Raw genomic sequence first — 18540 nt, 5'->3', positions numbered from 1 at the left:
TATTTTACTGCAAAAATGCGGTTTAATATATTAAAAGACAATTAAATTTCTTGGCGCTACCTATAGTGACACCTCTTTTCTGAGATGCTTATTAAATGGTAATTATTTAATGCCTTTAGGGAAAAGGCTGTGCGATAACGCAGATTTCCCGTTATACTAAAACCGCTTTCTCAGAGATGTGGCTTAATTCCATAGTTGTTATCGGTACCGGATTTTGTATTAAAGCCCCTGAAGAAAGGTTCACAAACGAGTTTTTTAGCACAATTGCAAGTAAGTTTTTTTGATTTGGATAAATAGACATGACTTCTGCTGCTGAACTGCCAGCTAGTTCTGGCTCAACATTTTCATTACAACAAGATCCCAGACATACCCCGGATAGCGATCCCCTGAGAACGGCAACTGGTGTTTATGTAACGGTGCATGGTCATTTTTACCAGCCACCAAGGGAAAACCCATATCTAGACGCGATTGAGCGCCAACCTAGTGCAACTCCTTTCCATGATTGGAATGAACGAATTCACTGGGAATGCTATCGTCCGAATGCCTTCGCCAGAATATTAAATGACCGTGGCGAAGTCGTAGATATCGTGAATAATTACGAGTATATGAGCTTTAATATCGGCCCCACGTTGATGTCGTGGCTAGAACGCTACGATATGGAGGTTTATCAACGTATTTTAGAGGCCGATGCTAAAAGTTCCCAACGTTTGCAAGGTCACGGCAATGCGATCGCGCAAGTATACAATCACATCATCATGCCCCTGGCGAATGAACGCGACAAATACACCCAAATTCGCTGGGGTAAAGAAGACTTCCGTTCTCGCTTTGGGCGTGATCCCGAAGGGATGTGGTTAGCGGAAACTGCTGTAGACTATGCAACTTTAGAAGTTTTGGTGGCTGAAGGAATTCGCTTTATTGTCCTCGCGCCATCACAAGCACAACGTTGTCGTCTCCTACCAACGGAAAATGATCCCCATCCAGAATGGCACGAAGTTGGAGGAAGTCAGATTGATCCCACCCGTCCCTATCGTTGTTATTTAAAACCTGCACTCAGCATTGCATCTTCACCTTTGAATGCCATTTACAACAGTCATGGTATGGGTGCATTAGAAGAGGGAGAATCTTTAGCTGGTTTACCCTATATCGATATCTTCTTTTATGACGGGCCGATATCGCGGGATATGGGTTTTAGCGATGTTATTTACAATTCCCATCATCTAGCAGGACGTATCGGTTCGGCTGTGCGTGGGGATCATCGTCCCGCACAGTTGATATCTGTAGCCACAGATGGCGAGACTTTTGGGCATCACAAGAAAGGCACAGAAAAAACTTTAGCTTACGCCTTTAAGGGCGAATTTCCTAACCACGGTTGGACAGTCACCAACTATGCTCACTATCTCAGCTTGAATACACCAACTTGGGAAGTGGAATTAAAGCCAATCACTGCTTGGAGTTGCGCCCACGGTGTAGATAGATGGCAAGATGACTGTGGTTGCGGTGGGGAAGGAGGGGTTTGGCATCAAAAATGGCGTAAACCTTTACGAAATGCCCTAAATTGGCTGCGGGATCAGCTAATTGAGGTCTATGAGAAATATGGCAGACAAATATTCCGCGATCCCTGGGCAGCACGTGATGAATATATTAAAGTAATCCGCGATCGCTCTGCTGCCAATGTCAGCCGTTTTCTCAGCCGCCATCAAACTCATAAACTTACCGCCGCCGAACAAATAGATGCTTTGCGTTTACTGGAAATGCAGCGTCATGCTTTATTGATGTTTACCAGTTGCGGTTGGTTTTTTGAAGAACTTTCTCGTCCAGAAGGAACGCAGATTCTTCGTTATGCCGCCCGGGCTTTAGAATTAGCGGGAGATGTAGCGGGTGTACAGTTGGAAAAAGGCTTTATCAAACGCCTGGGTTTAGCACCTAGTAATGTTGAGCAATTTAATCACGGTGCAGAAGTTTATCGCCAACTGGTACTAACTGCCCAAATTAGTTGTAAACAAGTCGCCGCCCATTATGCGATCGCATCTTTGTTTGCTAATCATCAACCTGCAATAGCACGGAATTTCCTGTCTGGGCAAGATACTCAGGGCAATCTTTCCTCTATTTCCCAAAAACGGGTTTACTGCTACACCGCCAATGAGTTAGATTACCAACTGCAACGTATGGGATCATTAACCCTGGCAGTTGGACATTTAAGGCTAGTATCAGAAATTACTTGGGAAAGTGAAGATTTAGTTTTTGCAGTTATACACTTAGGCGGTTGGGATTTCCACTGCTGCATTCAACCATTTGCGGGTAGAAGAGAGTACAGCCAAATCAAAGAAAAGCTATTTGGCTCACTCAAACAGGCTAGTGCAGCCCAAACTATCCTGATGATGACGCAGCTATTTGGGGAAGAAAGCTTTAGCTTGCAAAATCTATTTGCCGAAGAACGCCAACGCATGATGCGCCTGTTAAGTCAGGAAACACTGACAAGATTAGACCAACTTTATACGCAAACCTATAGAGATAATTACGGGGTAATTGCCGCCTTTCATCGAGATGAACTACCTGTACCGCGAGAATTGCAAGTCGCAGCCGAAATTGCTTTAGGATATCGCTGTTTAACAACATTGCGATCGCTAGAGCAAGATATCACTGAACCTCACAGCAGTTTCAACCACATCGTAGAATTAGAAGCGATCGCCACCGAAGCCAAGTATCTACGTTGTCAGCTGGATATTCCCGACGGTAAGCAGATATTAGAACAATTAATTATGCGCTTGCTGTGGCAACTGTTGTACGATCCCAATGGTAGCTTAGACGCAGATATCCAACGCTTAGAAAGGTTGATTGATGTAGGTTATCAGCTTAACTTTGGCATCTCACTGCATCGATCCCAAGAACTCTACTTTAATTGCTTGTACAGCCAAATCATACCCCTGTGCATCGCTAACCAAGGACAAAAACATAATCGCTGCGATCGCTTACTGAAGCTAGGACAAAAATTAGGGATTGACGTGAGTGCGATCGCTAATCAGTTCGCGTAAGAGGGAGTGGGGACTGGGTACTGGGGATTGGGGAACTCGGGGCCCCCTCTGGGGATAAGGGGTAATGGGGACTGGGAAATGAGGGGGACAAAGACAGAAGAAGAAATAACTTTTGACCCTTGACTTTTAACCCTTGACCCTTACCCCTTGACCCTTGAGTACAGACGCGATTAATCGCGTCTCTCCAATTCTTAAAAAACCTAAACACTTAATCAAGCTTTAACGCATTAACTGGAACATCATCCCAATTCTCAACTATCCTCATTTGTGCTAGCCAACCAGATGCCTTTTGTGTGTCACTCAAATTTTGCTCAAATGATTCATGACAATCTTTTGCTTGAGATTCGTCACAACAGGCAATACAAGCATGAATCATGCCAGACGGATCAATTTGCTCGTTTACCCAAATAGTCATGGATTATCCTCTCTTTAAAAATGTAGCGAAGAATTCAATTTGTGATTCTAGAATATCTAGAAAATTTGAGAAATTGGTGAATATATTTGATTTGTTAACATACTCGTTCAGGTAGGCAATGAAAAATTAAATTTTGTCACAAAAAATTTAAAATAGCTAGAGCCAATGCCAGCCTATCAGTGTTTCAAAAATAACTACTAAATAGTATAGATAACAGACAAGAAATATGAGATTTTTTATACAAAATTTAGTATTACCAACAACGGAACCCTCGTTGAAAAGGGTATATGTAACCCTACTCGAATAACACACCATATTTACAAATAGCACTTACTTAAGCAAAAGTTGCTGCCCAGATCCCCGACTTGTTCAAAAAGTTGGGGAGCTAAATCTCGCTAAAGTAAGTAACATTCCACCTTATTTACAGCTTATTGCAATTGTATGAGGTAAGTAGTGATGCAAAATTAAATATACATTTGTCATTGCGAACGTAACGAAGTGGAGTGAAGCAATCACAAGGGTTTTGGGGTTGCTTCGCTTTTCTCCGAGACGCTAACGCGAACGCTCGCAATGACATAAATAATTTTGCGTGAGTACTTACAAGATCTACTGGAAATGACATTACCCAAAATATGGATGTGTTATATGTAACCAGTAAATACTTTTGTTATATCCCAATAGATTTACAATTTTTAATCTAAAATCCGTCTTGAAAAGTTTGCTCAACGGGGGGAACCCCCACACGCAACTTTTCGCAAAATCCAAAATCTAAAATTGCTACCTGGTTATCCATTAAGTTCTATAGGAATAGTAATTATAAACTCTGTACCTTCACCAAATGTAGACTTATAGTGTAGTTGACCACCATGTTTTTCAACTACAATTTGATAGCTGATAGATAGCCCCAATCCGGTACCTTTACCAACAGGTTTAGTAGTGAAAAAAGGGTCAAATAATTGCTTTTGAATATTTTTGGGAATTCCTGAACCATTATCGGCAATGCGAATAACTACTAGTTTATCATGAATTAATTCTGTCTGAATACGAATTAGGGGATATTTGGGAGAAGATTCAGGTAGCTTACAAGTTATATCGGGAAAATTAAAACTTTCAAATATAGCATCAATAGCATTAGTAATAATATTCATAAATACTTGATTAATTAGCCCAGGGTAGCATTCTACTAATGGTAAATCACTATATTCCTTAACAACGGTGATTATTTGCTCAGTTTGGTGGTTTTTGAGACGACTTTGCAAAACTAATAGAGTACTATCAATACCTGCGTGAATATCGACTTTTTTTCTTTCAGATTCATCAAGACGAGAGAAGTTTCGTAAAGCTAAAACTATTTCTTGAATACGGGTTGTACCGACCTTCATAGAATTAAGCAATTGTAGAAAATCAGCACTGAGAAAATCTAGCTCAATATCAGCGATCGCAATTTGAATTTCTGCTACTGGTTCAGGATAATATTGTTGGTATAAGTTAATTAAATCTAGTAAATCTTGACTGTAGTTAATCGCATAAACAAGATTACCTGCAATAAAGCTGACTGGGTTATTAATTTCATGGGCAATTCCCGCCACAAGTTGTCCTAATGCTGCCATTTTTTCATTTTGGAGCAATCTTGTATAGTTCTGCTTGAGATTCTGAAAACCTGCTTTAGTACTTTTAGATTCTGCCTCTACTTGTTGAAGTTGGGCAAGGGTTAAAACATGAATTTGAGAATGGGCTACAAGTAACTGATGAAAGTCTAATAGTTGATAATTCCCAGATTGACTTTCTACTATAATTGGTTCATAAACTAGTTGGGGCTTTCTTTGTAATGCGATCTGATTCGCTTCTACAATCAGCGTATCTTCAGAAATTATGCATACCTCTGGCTGGAGAAAATTAACCAGATGTTCCGTAGGGCGGGATGCAAATAGAGATAAACTATAGGGACGGCTCATATGTTCAAAAAATCTTTGCCGCGAAATCATCCCTATATATTTTTCATCTCTGGTAATGATAATTCCTGGTAATAAAGGTTCTTCCTTAAATAGAATAGTTAAATCATTTACTGTACGCGTTACCTCAACGTAAACTGACCACAGTGGTAATTCTTTCAAAGTTGAATTTAATTGTAAGTTCAACTCATGAGCAATTTTCATGCTATGCATCGCCAGCATACTTTCAATCCTTTACCGTTGAAGTAAAATTTTTGGTAATATCTTTTCTACTTAAAGACTTACCATTAAGACCAAAGAAAAACATGGGAACAGGTTTTAATGTTTTGTACAGATGAAATATCTTTCATCTAGCAGAATTGGTATCACACCCCAAACAACCATTGCCACAATTGCAAAGTTGCTCAGACCTTACAACTTATGTTTCCCTGATTCTTAGATAAAATCACAAGACTGCTAAGAAATTATTGCGGTTATGGTATTACCATATATATTAAAAATAGGTAAAAAAATTGCTAATCCTAGTAAAGGATAGCAATAATAACCGAGGTGTAAAATTATTCGTTGCGGTAGGGAATAGAGACTAAGAAATAAAAATTTATCAATGATTTAGGGGAGTTAACAAATAAAACAATATTCTAAACTTTTTACGTAATGGGCATCTTATAGGGCGCAAAATGCTTACCCCAAAACACTGATAATTGATTTTTGGAAAGACCCTATGACTGCTATAGCATAGCAGAAAATTGTAGGTCAAGCTAAAATCAAGCTGAACCAGGGGGTCTTTCAAGTAAAAAATATTCTATACCGTGTTTAGGCAGTCCCAATGAAAAAATTTCACCGCTATGCATGAAAGTCGAGGCGGGGATTTTTACTCAAAACTTTCAAGCTAGGGGAGATGAGGAAGCAGAGGGGAAAAGGGGACAAAGCAAATAACTTTTAACTTTTGACTCAGGACTCAGCACTTCCTACGCATCATCACAGAAGCATAAAAAACCTGGAGCGATCGCAATTCAACTGTCAATTACTTTATCATCGGATGTTGTAGCTTTTGGGTGTGTAACTCCTGGCATTTATGACCACTTCTGACTCTGACACTTGCCAAAAATACCTCATAAGGATAGTGAGTCTTATTCTAATAAGCGACTGCTAGACTATAGCAAGCTAATATGATTAGCCAGATAGGAGAATTGAATGGAAGGCAAAAGATTTATCCACACACTCAGGCTAGAAAATTTCCTGTCTTATGGAAGTGAAGGTGAAGAGATAGAACTGCAACCACTAAATGTATTAATTGGTTCTAATACTTCAGGTAAGTCAAATTTGATTGAAGCTATTGGGATTTTACGGGCAACTCCTAAAGATTTACCAGCAGCCTTTCGACAAGGTGGAGGTATTAGCGAGTTTCTATGGAAAGGGAACAAAGATATTCCCATAGCCAAATTTACAATATCTGTTGATTATCCTAAAGAATTAAAGACTTTATTTTATAGCATAAATTTCACCAAATATCAGCAGAAAATTGAGTTACTAGATGAGGAGATAAAAGATAAAAATTATACATATTTTGACCGCTCTGATATAGATGGAAACCCAAGTTTTACGGTTAAAGAAAAAGATATAAATGGAGTAGAAAAGCTCTATAATGAATTTTGGGATTCAGAATTACTGGAATTGGAGCAGTCAATTTTAGCTCAAGTTCAAGAAGCACGTAAATATCCAGAAATAACCTATATTCGGAATCAATTTTCTCAAATATGTATATATAGAGATTTACCTATAGGTCGTCATTGTGAACCACGAAAACCTCAACAGACTGACTTGCCAGAATATCCTCTACTAGAGGATGGTAGCAATTTAGGTTTGGTTTTAAACAACTTACAAAACCAAATAGGTAGTAGAAAAATTATCGAGAAGCTGAAAAAGTTTTATGATGCAGTTGAAGAACTAAATGTCAGAATATATGGCGGTACAGTACAGATATTTATTCGTGAAGAAGGTCTAGTTCAGCCTATTCCTGCAACTCGTTTATCTGATGGAACACTACGTTATTTATTTCTCATAGCTTTACTGCTTGACCCAACACCACCACCACTTATTTGTCTTGAAGAACCAGAAATAGGGTTGCATCCAGATATTTTACCTACTATCGCAGAAATGTTAATTGAAGCCTCTCAGAGAACACAATTGATTGTGACAACTCATTCTGATGCTTTGGTTTCTGCTTTAAGTGAATATCCAGAATCAGTGTTAGTGTGTGAACGAGATGAAAAAGGCTCTCACCTCCGCCGTCTTGAACCTGATCAACTAAAAAACTGGTTAGAAAATTATACTCTTGGTGACCTTTGGCGGATGGGTGAAATTGGTGGTAATCGATGGTAAAAGAAATTCGGATTTATATTGAAGGTGGTGGTTATGGTAAAAATACAAAAGCTTTAATTAGACAAGGATTTAGTCAGTTATTCAAACCACTTGTTGAATTGGCAAAAAGCCAACGCATTAAATGGGATATTATTATCTGTGGTTCTCGTAATAATGCTTTTCGCAACTTCAAAAATGCTATAAAATCTCATCCAGATGCTTTTAATGTGTTGCTGGTTGATGCGGAAGCACCTGTGAAAATAGATTCTCCTTGGGCACATTTAAAGTTTAGGGATAATTGGGATAAACCAGCAGGAGTTGATGATAGCCATTGCCATTTAATGGTGCAAGCAATGGAAGCTTGGTTGGTAGCAGATATTGAAACTCTCAAAAAATTTTATGGACAAGGATTTAAAGAAAATGCCATTCCCAAAAATTCTAACGTGGAGACGATTGATAAAGAAAGCTTGGAACCAATTCTAAAGTCTGCGACTCGCAGCACTACCAAAGGTGAGTATCACAAAATAAATCATGCATCCAAGCTGTTAGCATTGTTGGATTTAACTAAGATTCGCAATGCTTCGCCTTACTGTGATCGCCTTTTTACCATACTATCTGCAAAAATGGGTGTATCAGCCAACGACCCAAGCGAGTAATAAAAAAATCTAGAGCGATCGCAATTCAAGTATCAATCACGTTATCATCGGATGTTGTGGCTTTCCCGTGCGTAACTCCTAGTATTTATGACAGCTTTTGATTCTGAATTTCAGCCAACGGAATCCAATCATCCAACTGCGCCTCACTCGGACACGCGACTGGTAGACCGCAGCAAGTTGAGCAAGATGTATCAACATTATGTAGAAATGAAGGATAAGTATCTTCATGCGCTGCTGCTATATCGCGTAGGGGATTTCTTTGAAACTTTTTTCCAAGATGCTGTGACTGTATCTCGCGAACTAGAACTAGTTCTGACTAGCAAGCACGGTGGTGAAGTTGGACGGGTGGCGATGACTGGTGTACCTCACCACGCTTGGGAACGCTACACTACCCAATTGGTAGAGAAAGGCTATGCTGTGGTGATTTGTGACCAAGTAGAAGATGCTTCCGAAGCTGTGGGTTTGGTACGGCGTGAGGTAACACGCATCCTTACCCCTGGGACGTTGCTGGAAGAAGGAATGCTGAAAGCAAGTCGTAATAATTACCTGTCTGCTGTGGTAATTGCGGCTAATCATTGGGGTTTAGCCTATGCAGATATATCAACAGGGGAATTTCTCACAACACAAGGAAGTGATTTAGAACACCTCACCCAAGAGTTAATGCGTTTACAGCCTTCCGAGGTGCTGTTTCCTACGAATGCTCCCGATTTAGGTAGCATATTACGTCCGGGAGAAACTTCGCCTCATCTCCCCCAATGTTTACCGCCAGCTTTTTGTTATAGTTTGCGATCGCAAGTACCATTTTCTGCTGGAGAAGCTAGAAGTAGATTATTGCAGAAATTCAAAGTGCGATCGCTCGAAGGTCTGGGTTGTGAACATTTGCCCTTAGCTGTGCGGGCGGCTGGCGGTCTTTTAGAATATTTGGCAGATACGCAAAAAGAAAACTCCGTTCCGCTGCAGTTATTACGCACCTATACCGTCACTGATTATCTCATTGTTGACCATCAAACCCGGCGTAACTTAGAAATTACCCAAACCGTTCGCGATGGGACTTTTCACGGTTCCTTGCTGTGGGCGTTAGATAGAACGAATACCGCTATGGGCGGGCGGGCTTTGCGGCGGTGGTTACTGCAACCACTTATCGATATTAAAGGCATTCAAGCCAGGCAAGATACCATTCAAGAATTAGTCGAAAATACAGCGTTACGTCAAGATTTGCGGCAGTTACTCCGGCAAATTTATGACTTGGAACGGTTAACAGGTAGGGCTGGTTCGGGGACTGCAAATGCTAAAGATTTAGTCGCTTTGGCAGATTCCCTCTCTCGCCTACCAGAATTATCAGAGTTAGTTAGTGAAGCTTATTCTCCCTTTTTAAGGGCTTTGCAGAAAGTGCCCGCAAAATTAGAAGAGTTGGCACAAAAATTACACGCCCATATTGTCGAGTCACCACCCATACATATTAAAGAAGGTGGTTTAATTCGCTCTGGTGTAAATAATTTATTGGATGAGAGTAAAGCTACTGTAGAAGCGGATCAGCAGTGGATTGCTAATTTAGAAGTTGATGAAAGGGCGAGAACGGGCATCCCCACTTTAAAAGTAGGATTTAATAAAACCTTTGGTTACTACATCAGTATTTCTCGTGCTAAATCTGACCAAGTTCCTAGTAATTACATCCGCAAGCAGACGCTGACGAATGAGGAACGTTACATCACTCCCGAATTAAAAGAACGGGAAGCCCGAATTCTTTCCGCCCGTGATGATTTAAATCAGTTGGAATATGAGATTTTTGTCGCCTTGCGGGAAGAAGTGGGAGAACAGGCGGAAGTCATTCGCAATCTGTCGCGCGCTGTGGCGGCGGTAGATGTGTTGTGTGGTTTAGCCGAGTTAGCCGTAAATCAAGGCTATTGTCGCCCGCAAATGGTACCTGGGCGAGAAATTCAAATTGTCGATGGGCGACATCCAGTAGTGGAACAGTCTATACCTTCGGGTTTCTTTGTCCCCAACTCCACACAGTTAGGAGATGAAAGCGCTAAATTATCCTCCTCATCTCCCTCATCTCCCTCATCTCCCTCATCTCCCTCATCTCCCTCATCTCCCTCATCTCCCTCATCTCCCTCATCTCCCTCATCTCCCTCATCTCCCTCATCTCCTGACTTAATTATCCTAACTGGGCCCAATGCTAGCGGTAAGAGTTGTTATTTGCGTCAGGTAGGGTTAATTCAGTTAATGGCGCAAACTGGGAGTTTTGTGCCGGCGAGATTTGCCAAGTTGGGAGTTTGCGATCGCATTTTTACCCGTGTGGGTGCAGTCGATGATTTAGCTACAGGTCAATCTACCTTTATGGTAGAGATGAACGAAACCGCCAATATTCTCAATCATGCCACATTGCGATCGCTCGTACTTTTAGATGAAATTGGTCGCGGAACTGCAACCTTTGATGGGCTATCTATCGCTTGGGCGGTAGCTGAGTATTTAGCAACAGATATCAAAGCCAGAACAATTTTTGCTACCCATTACCACGAGTTAAACGAACTGGCAGGAATGTTAGCAAATGTGGCTAATTATCAGGTGACAGTCAAAGAATTACCCGACCAAATTATCTTTTTACACCAAGTTCAACCAGGGGGCGCTGATAAATCTTACGGTATTGAAGCGGGTAGGTTAGCGGGTTTACCAGCTGTGGTTATTAAACGAGCAAAACAAGTCATGGGGCAAATCGAAAAGCACAGTAAAATTGCGATGGGCTTACAAAATCTTGATTAGAAAGGGGCATTGGGCATGGGGCATAGGGCATGGGGGTTAGGTAATTGGTAATTGGAATGCTCTTAATTGTCATACCAATTTATACCAACTTAAAAAAAGAATGTGACAAATAGGTAGGGGCACAGCAGTGCTGTGCCCTCCGAGTGATTTATTTGTTGCCACCATTCCATGATTCCTCTACACCTTGACGGATGGCATAATTCATATGTTATTTCCATAAATTGCGGAAATTGGATGATTATAACTCATCGTTCGCGTAATCGATTCTGAAAATAAAGAATTCATCAAAATGGTTAAAAGGCTTACAACAAAAGGATTAATCGCATCAAACTTTTATCCATATACCCTTTAGAGGCGTGGTTAGTTCACAGTGCGATGACGGTGCGATCGCACCGATACATTCAGATTCCTACTGAAATCTTTGAGGGAAATCGGGTAAGTGTAAGCTTTCTATTCTGATTACCAAAACCAAAGCTATATATAGTAGGAATTTCATGGTTTTTTGGGAATTAATTATTTCCGATTTGGATTACGCGAATGGTGAGTTATAAAATCTAGATTTGTTTGTAGGATATTTTTAATTTTAATAAGAAAATTGCAAAATAAGAGGATATTGATCCAGTAAAAATAAAATAACTGTAGGGGAGCCAGTCGTGTAGGTGGGTACCCCAACTTGAACAAACTGGCGTTGTGTTATGCGCTGATTTTTATAAATTACGCCTAATGTGAATTAAAGAAGTTGAGATTGGAAAGTGAGAACATTAATCCCAAAACGTAGACGAAGCAACAAACGTAGTGTGTGAGATGCAATCTTGGCAGCAATATCCCGCTTTTGTCACTCTCCGGGAGGGCGATCGCTAGAAGCCCGATGAGGCAATCAATACAAGCTATACTATTAGAAAAAAGTTGGTCTTGTATTTGTTATTAGAAAATAATCGCGCAAACGCTTGTTATACAAAAGCTCTAGAATTCAGAAATGGCAAAAGTTTTCGGAGAGTGACAGAACAGGGATATGTACGCAAAAACCATCAACAGTTTTGTTGAGTAGGCGTTCGGGATTACGCCCAGTATTTTGAATTTCATGAAAAACGCCTTCTACACGTTGGCGAACACGACTAATAAAACGTTTCAAGGTATGAGAATGTTGAAGATGTTGGTTATCGCGGGTAAGCGTCCAGATCCGATTACCAGTGCGACGAGCGATCGCGGCCCAATACGGTTCGGATAAGTATTTTGTATCTCCCTCGTGATTTGGGAAAAGGGCAATGGGAAAAGGGGTAAGGGTAAATTCAATACTTACCCCTTTTCCCTTTCCCCCTTAACCGAACTGTATTGGCAGTCAACCGTCAACCGTCAACAATTAATATTTGAATTTCTACCACAAGTAAGACCCGCAAAGAAGCTATTATTTGCAACGATCGCACCTAATAGTATCGAGAGGACTTCATGCAAATTCAAACACCAGACTGGGTAAAGCACGCGGTTTTCTACCAAATTTTTCCTGATCGCTTTGCTAGAAGTAAACAGCCTCGCAAACGTTTATTGCATGAGGCCCGGTGGGAAGATTGGGAAGCCATGCCAACGCTGCAAGGTTACAAAGGGGGCGATTTATGGGGCATTCTGGAAGGTCTAGATTACATCCAGGATCTAGGAATTAACGCCATCTACTTTACACCCATCTTTCAATCTGCGAGTAATCACCGCTACCATACCCACGATTATTATCAGGTTGATCCGCTGTTAGGGGGTAATGAAGCTTTTAAGGGATTACTAGACGCAGCCCATCAGCGCCATATCAAAGTTGTGTTAGATGGAGTATTTAACCACTCCAGTCGCGGCTTTTTCTTTTTTCACGATGTTTTAGAAAATGGCCCTCATTCTCCTTGGGTAAATTGGTTTAAAGTTGAAGGCTGGCCTCTTTCAGCTTACAACGGAGACTTTCCTGCCAACTATGAAGGCTGGGCGGGAAATCGGGCTTTACCAGTATTTAACCACGACAACCCCGAAGTCAAAGAATATATTATGGAAATTGCCGAATATTGGATTAAATTCGGCATTGACGGTTGGCGGTTAGATGTGCCATTTGAAATTAAAACACCTGGATTTTGGCAAGAATTTCGCGATCGCGTCAAAGCAATTAATCCCGAAGCTTATATTGTGGGTGAAGTCTGGGGAGATTCCCGCGAGTGGCTAGATGGTACCCAATTTGACGGCGTAATGAATTATCTGTTTGCTGGGCCAACCATCGCCTTTGCTGCAGGTGATCGCGTAGTCTTAGATCAAGTGCAAAGCCGTGACTATAAACCCTATCCACCTTTATTTGCAGCTGAGTATGCTGCCCAAATTCAAGAAGTATTGCAACTGTACCCTTGGGAAATTCAGCTGACGCAATTAAACTTGCTAGCGAGTCACGATACCGCCCGATTACTGACAATTTCTGGTGGTGATGTAGCCAGTGTAGAATTAGCAACCCTCCTCTTGCTGACATTTCCTGGTGCGCCTAGTATTTACTATGGTGATGAAGTTGGTTTACCAGGTGCCATAGATCCTGATTCTCGCCGTGGCTTTCCTTTAGAAGCTAGCTGGAATCGTGAAATCCTCCAGACTCACCGCCAATTAATTGCCCTGCGCCACACCTACCCAGCTTTACGGACAGGCGATTACCAAGTAATTTATGCCCAAGGCGCACTGTATGTATTTGCCAGAACCTTAGGCACAGAAGAATTAATTATTGCCGTTAACACAGGTACAGCATCAACAAACGCAAATATTGACATTAATAATTTGCGTACTCAACCCAACAAGCTGGTATATGGCAATGCTGAAGTTACCTGGGATAATCCAGGAGAAACACAGCAGCTTTCCCTATCTCTTCCCCCACGTGCCGGTTGCATCCTCAGCGTCAGTTAATAACGCATAAAATAATTTTCATCACACTTATTCTTAGGGTGGGCAATTTTATCGCTCAAGCCCTTATTTTTTAAGTTATTGCCCATACCCACCCTTCTTCCCAATCCTCAGTCCCCAGTCCCCATTACCCCTTATCCCCAGAGGGGGCCCCGAGTTCCCCAGTCCCCAATCCCCAACCCCTTCTCTACCCAAAGATACATAAACATCAGTAGCTAAAAAAAACTACCATGATCCTAAGAAGCACTAACCAAAATTAATTGCATGAGTTACTATATTGCTCCTCGGTTTTTGGACAAATTAGCTGTCCATATTACCAAAAACTTTCTAGATCTCCCTGGCGTGCGAGTTCCCTTAATTTTAGGGATTCACGGACGTAAGGGAGAGGGAAAATCTTTTCAATGTGAGTTAGTCTTCGAGAAAATGGGTGTAGAAGTAACTCACATATCTGGTGGTGAATTAGAAAGTCCAGACGCGGGAGATCCAGCACGTTTAATACGTCTGCGCTATCGAGAAACCGCAGAATTAATCAAAGTGCGCGGTAAAATGTGCGTGCTGATGATTAATGATTTAGATGCGGGTGCAGGTAGATTTGATGAAGGAACGCAATATACAGTCAATACTCAGTTGGTGAACGCCACACTGATGAATATTGCCGATAATCCTACAGATGTGCAATTACCTGGCAGTTACGATTCCACACCTTTACGTCGAGTACCGATTATCGTGACAGGCAACGATTTTTCTACCCTTTATGCACCATTAATTCGGGATGGTCGCATGGAGAAATTTTACTGGGAACCCGATCGCGACGATAAGGTAGGAATAGTTGCCGGGATATTTGAACCAGATGGACTTTCCCAACGAGAAATTGAACAGCTAGTTGATACCTTCCCCAATCAATCGATAGACTTTTTTAGCGCATTGCGATCGCGCATTTATGACGAACAAATTCGCAACTTCATCCATCAAATAGGATTTGAGCGTGTTTCCCTGCGGATAGTCAATAGCATTGAAGGGCCACCAGAATTTAAAAAACCAGATTTTAGGCTATCTCATTTACTTGAATCTGGTAAATTGATGGTTGGCGAACAAAAACGAGTCGAAAATTCCCAGTTAGTTGACGAATATAATCGCCTCAATCGCGGCAAAAGTTATCAAGCTGCACCACCTGCTGCGGGGACACCAACAAATCAGCCATCAAGCAATGGTGTAAATAAAGGCGCAACTAATCACAACTTACAAAAACCAGAAACATTAAGTCCCCATTTAACCCTAGAAACACAAGAACAAATCCGGCAAATCTTAGCGCAGGGTTACACAATTAACATTGAACATGTCGATGAAAGACGCTTCCGCACAGGTTCATGGCAAAGTTGTCTCAATACCCACATTGATGCTCACTCAGATGCCATCTCAGCTTTAGAATCATGTCTAACTGAATATGAAGGCGAGTACCTACGTTTAGTAGCCATAGATCCCAAAGCCAAGCGCCGAGTCATGGAAACGATTATTCAACGTCCGAACGGAAGGAATTAAGGACTGGAAGCGGGGATGAGGGGGATGAGGGGGATGAGGGGGATGAGGGAGATGAGGGAGATGAGGGAGATGAGGGAGATGAGGGAGATGAGGGAGATGAGGGAGATGAGGGAGAAAGCACAAGTTCTAACTTCCCCATTACCCATTACCCATTACCCATTACCCATTACCCATTCCCCATTCCCCACTCCTACGCCTTCTTCGTTTTCCCACTTGGTGTTTCTTCTTTAACCGCCTTAGAACGGGTAATCGTGCTTTTACGGACGCGTTTACTTGTACGCACACCACCTGCTAATTCATATTCGTGGCTGTCTTTACCGTATCTAAAGGCGACTCCCAGTAACATTCTCTCGCAGAGGTCGCCCAAGATTTTTTCTAAATCTTGAATCTCGCTTTTATAAGCATTTAGTGTGACTAAAGCAGTATTATAAGCCAGCATTTTATTGCGTAATTTCTCTATTAGCTCTTTCATGCCTTCCAAGTTGCGATTCTCTCCAAAATCAATGTTTGGATCAATCGCATTGAGTCCGTAGGTTCTTAATTGAGCCTTTTCTAAAATACGTGATTTTTGTCTTTCGCGAGGCATAGATGTCACCGATGGTATGGTAGTCTACGGCTAGCTTGCCTTAGTGAAGGTAAATTTCGGTTCAGCAATATACGCAAATAATGTTAATTTTTATAACAAATACCTAAGTAATTTTACTATCTGGCATTTATAGGAAAATTCTCATTACCCATGACCAATGACCAATGCCCAATACTCAATGCCCCATGTAAAATGGAGTTGACGTACATTACTCGTAGCTAAAGTGTCAGACTCTCTACCTTTACGCGATCGCTACCTGGCTTTAATTGATGAAATTGTGGACACTACCCTCAAGGGCAAGATTAGCTCTGTGGAGCAGGTGTATCAAATGCTGCTCAAAGGGGTGAATCCTGGTACGGGGGAAGTGTTTGAGTTAGTGTTGAGCGATCGCTTGGGTGCGATTCAAAGCCAGGTAGATGGCGAAAAGGATGAACTGAAGAAAGCTAAGGCTACTCGGTCTTTAAGAGCCATGAAAACCATTCACAGTCAATGGCTGAGATGGCAAGAACACAACAAAGCTACAGAAGCGATCGTCTCTGCGGTGCGAGAAATTACTACAGCTGAGGCTGAGGAACGTCTAGCAACATTTCTGAGGTTTACTGACCCCAATCAAAAATATCCCCTAAATTCCCAACAGCTACAGCAATTGTCAAAATCTTTACAGCAATTTGCTCAAGCAGATTCCGATTTACAGCAAATATCCCAAGGAATGAATCGGGGTTTGGCTGCTTGGCAACGCTTGCAAGAACACTTAGTTAGTTGGATGTACGAGCAAAATCAATCACTAGGGTTTGGTGGCGTAGCCGGAGAAAGCGGCCCTTGGGCAACTTGGGCAAAGCAGGTTACTAGCCCATTACCCCAAGCATTACTGCGTACCTTAGCATTAGAGCAATCTGCCATTGAATTTGCCGCACAACAGCGCAGTATTACCCTGGGTGACTGGGTAGAGATGGCATTTATTCTGCAATATTTGCAACGGGGTTTAGTTAACTGGTTTGACCAACAACCTTACAATATCCAAGCTGGGTCAAAGTTATCAATTTCCACCTACTTGACCTTTGCGGTGCTGTGGAGTCAGTTAGCCAGTGGTTTCCAAAATGTAGCTACTGTCTACAGCAATGCTGCATCTCAAATCATGCTGCAAATTCTGCGTAACTTTGCCCTGCGTCCTTATTTTCCGCTTTACGGGGGGATTTTCGCTTCCTTTTCTGGGAATTATTTACGCGGTGCCTTAGATTATCTCGATGAACCACTGCGACAGGTAGAGAAGACCCAAGAAAAGGCGCGGATTTTGACACTTTTAGGTTATTCCCAACGAGCTTTAGGACAATACAGACGGGCAATTGACTTTCATCAACAAGCATTAGAAATAGCCAGAAATGCAGGCGATCGCGCCTGTGAAATTGCCAATCTCAACCACCTCAGCCGTACCTATGTCCAAGAACAAGATTATGTTGAGGCGATTAACAACAGCCAACGGGCATTAATTCTCAGCCGTCAAGCAGGCGATGCCTACGGCGGGCAAAGCCTACGTACAGGCGAAGCCAACGCCCTAATTAATTTAGGCTACAGCGAAGTGATGCACGCCCAAGAATTAGAGCAAGTAGAGCCAGAAACCTACGAAATGGCAATTAACTATTTGCAACAAGGCTTAAAGTTATCAGAACAATTAGGTGATATTCAAAGTAAAGCTTTGTGTTTCAGTAGTTTAGGAATCGCCTATCTTGTGATTGGGCAGCAACAGGATGCGATTAAATATTTGGAAGAAGGTTTTAAAACAGCGCAGACATCTGGTGACTTATATCTGCAAGGACGTAATTTAGCTTATTTAGCTGAAGCTTATTATCAACTGCAAAATTACGAAAAAGCAATTTACACTGGTGGTTTAGGAATGTATTTGCTAGAGCAAATTGCTTCTCGTGAATGGCGGCAACCAGCCGGATTACTAACAATTTTACAGGGACAACTAGGAACAGAAGCTTTCCAAAATTTCTTACAACAACACCGTCCCAAAATTATCGCCATTATCGGCGTAGATGGCTACGATCATATTCCCCATTTGTTAACAGTTTATCAGGACGATAGGTAATACCAATTTCAAAAAAGAAAGCGACAGATTGTAGGGGCAAGGCAATGCCCGTTGGTGTCAACTTAACGCGAAACCCGCCTTGTAGCAAGGTTTTTGCCCTCACCCCCAGCCCCTCTCCCACCGGGCTACGGTGTACACACAAGTACTCTCCGCATACGTTTCAGGGATTTCAACCCCCTTAAATTGTCATTGCGAGGAGGAACGACGAAGCAATCGCTTGGTGCTCTTATTGCTTCTCTT

11 protein-coding genes are annotated in these 18540 nt (G+C 41.7%); 8 read left to right on the top strand and 3 right to left on the bottom strand.

Going from position 1 to position 18540, the window contains the following annotated elements:
• The first annotated feature begins 299 nt into the window (after positions 1-299).
• Positions 300-3032, top strand: a complete 2733-nt coding sequence (locus HG267_RS01430; RefSeq protein ID WP_045869753.1) for a DUF3536 domain-containing protein — start codon at positions 300-302, stop codon at positions 3030-3032.
• 208 nt (positions 3033-3240) lie between these two features.
• On the opposite strand, the gene HG267_RS01425 is transcribed toward HG267_RS01430, so the two are convergent.
• Together HG267_RS01425 and HG267_RS01420 are read right to left on the bottom strand one after the other, a co-directional pair.
• The gene (locus HG267_RS01425) at positions 3241-3447 is read right to left on the bottom strand and encodes a hypothetical protein (RefSeq protein WP_045869752.1); all 207 of its coding nucleotides are present in this window, start codon (positions 3445-3447) and stop codon (positions 3241-3243) included.
• Between the two features lie 785 nt (positions 3448-4232).
• Positions 4233-5612: a sensor histidine kinase gene (locus tag HG267_RS01420; protein WP_045870098.1), complete on the bottom strand. Its 1380-nt coding sequence runs from the start codon at positions 5610-5612 to the stop codon at positions 4233-4235.
• Between the two features lie 981 nt (positions 5613-6593).
• Between HG267_RS01420 and HG267_RS01415 the strand changes: the two genes are divergently transcribed.
• The 6 genes from HG267_RS01415 (at position 6594) to HG267_RS01390 (ending at position 15625) form a co-directional block, all read left to right on the top strand.
• Complete coding sequence (locus tag HG267_RS01415; RefSeq protein WP_045869751.1) at positions 6594-7781, top strand: AAA family ATPase; 1188 nt, start codon at positions 6594-6596, stop codon at positions 7779-7781.
• Positions 7775-8416, top strand: coding sequence for a DUF4276 family protein (locus HG267_RS01410; RefSeq protein WP_045869750.1), 642 nt, complete (start codon positions 7775-7777; stop codon positions 8414-8416). Before HG267_RS01415 ends, HG267_RS01410 begins: the two co-directional genes overlap by 7 nt.
• 87 nt (positions 8417-8503) lie before the next feature.
• Positions 8504-11179: a DNA mismatch repair protein MutS gene (gene mutS / locus HG267_RS01405; RefSeq protein ID WP_045869749.1), complete on the top strand. Its 2676-nt coding sequence runs from the start codon at positions 8504-8506 to the stop codon at positions 11177-11179.
• 1102 nt (positions 11180-12281) lie between these two features.
• Entirely contained in the window at positions 12282-12407 is a 126-nt protein-coding gene (locus HG267_RS01400; RefSeq protein ID WP_263420017.1) for a hypothetical protein, read from the top strand.
• Between the two features lie 218 nt (positions 12408-12625).
• Positions 12626-14089 carry a glycoside hydrolase family 13 protein gene (locus HG267_RS01395; RefSeq protein WP_045869748.1) on the top strand — a complete coding sequence of 488 codons (1464 nt, stop codon included), beginning with the start codon at positions 12626-12628 and terminating at the stop codon, positions 14087-14089.
• 261 nt (positions 14090-14350) lie between these two features.
• Entirely contained in the window at positions 14351-15625 is a 1275-nt protein-coding gene (locus tag HG267_RS01390; RefSeq protein ID WP_045869747.1) for a ribulose bisphosphate carboxylase small subunit, read from the top strand.
• Between the two features lie 190 nt (positions 15626-15815).
• Here the strand turns inward: HG267_RS01390 and HG267_RS01385 are convergent, their stop codons facing one another.
• Positions 15816-16211: a hypothetical protein gene (locus tag HG267_RS01385; RefSeq protein WP_045869746.1), complete on the bottom strand. Its 396-nt coding sequence runs from the start codon at positions 16209-16211 to the stop codon at positions 15816-15818.
• 223 nt (positions 16212-16434) lie between these two features.
• Between HG267_RS01385 and HG267_RS01380 the strand changes: the two genes are divergently transcribed.
• On the top strand, positions 16435-18300 hold the full coding sequence (locus HG267_RS01380) for a tetratricopeptide repeat protein (RefSeq protein ID WP_045869745.1): 1866 nt from the start codon (positions 16435-16437) through the stop codon (positions 18298-18300).
• Positions 18301-18540 lie beyond the last annotated feature (240 nt).

The sequence above is a fragment of the Tolypothrix sp. PCC 7601 genome, assembly GCF_025677855.1.
GTDB lineage: Bacteria > Cyanobacteriota > Cyanobacteriia > Cyanobacteriales > Nostocaceae > Aulosira > Aulosira diplosiphon.
This window is presented reverse-complemented; position numbering and strand designations above follow the sequence as displayed.

Coding starts and splice junctions, on each gene's coding strand:
- HG267_RS01385 (WP_045869746.1), bottom strand. CDS start 16,211: ATGCCTCGCGAAAGACAAAAATCACGTATTTTAGAAAAGGCTCAATTA.
- HG267_RS01415 (WP_045869751.1), top strand. CDS start 6,594: ATGGAAGGCAAAAGATTTATCCACACACTCAGGCTAGAAAATTTCCTG.
- mutS (WP_045869749.1), top strand. CDS start 8,504: ATGACAGCTTTTGATTCTGAATTTCAGCCAACGGAATCCAATCATCCA.
- HG267_RS01425 (WP_045869752.1), bottom strand. CDS start 3,447: ATGACTATTTGGGTAAACGAGCAAATTGATCCGTCTGGCATGATTCAT.
- HG267_RS01390 (WP_045869747.1), top strand. CDS start 14,351: ATGAGTTACTATATTGCTCCTCGGTTTTTGGACAAATTAGCTGTCCAT.
- HG267_RS01430 (WP_045869753.1), top strand. CDS start 300: ATGACTTCTGCTGCTGAACTGCCAGCTAGTTCTGGCTCAACATTTTCA.
- HG267_RS01410 (WP_045869750.1), top strand. CDS start 7,775: ATGGTAAAAGAAATTCGGATTTATATTGAAGGTGGTGGTTATGGTAAA.
- HG267_RS01420 (WP_045870098.1), bottom strand. CDS start 5,612: ATGCATAGCATGAAAATTGCTCATGAGTTGAACTTACAATTAAATTCA.
- HG267_RS01395 (WP_045869748.1), top strand. CDS start 12,626: ATGCAAATTCAAACACCAGACTGGGTAAAGCACGCGGTTTTCTACCAA.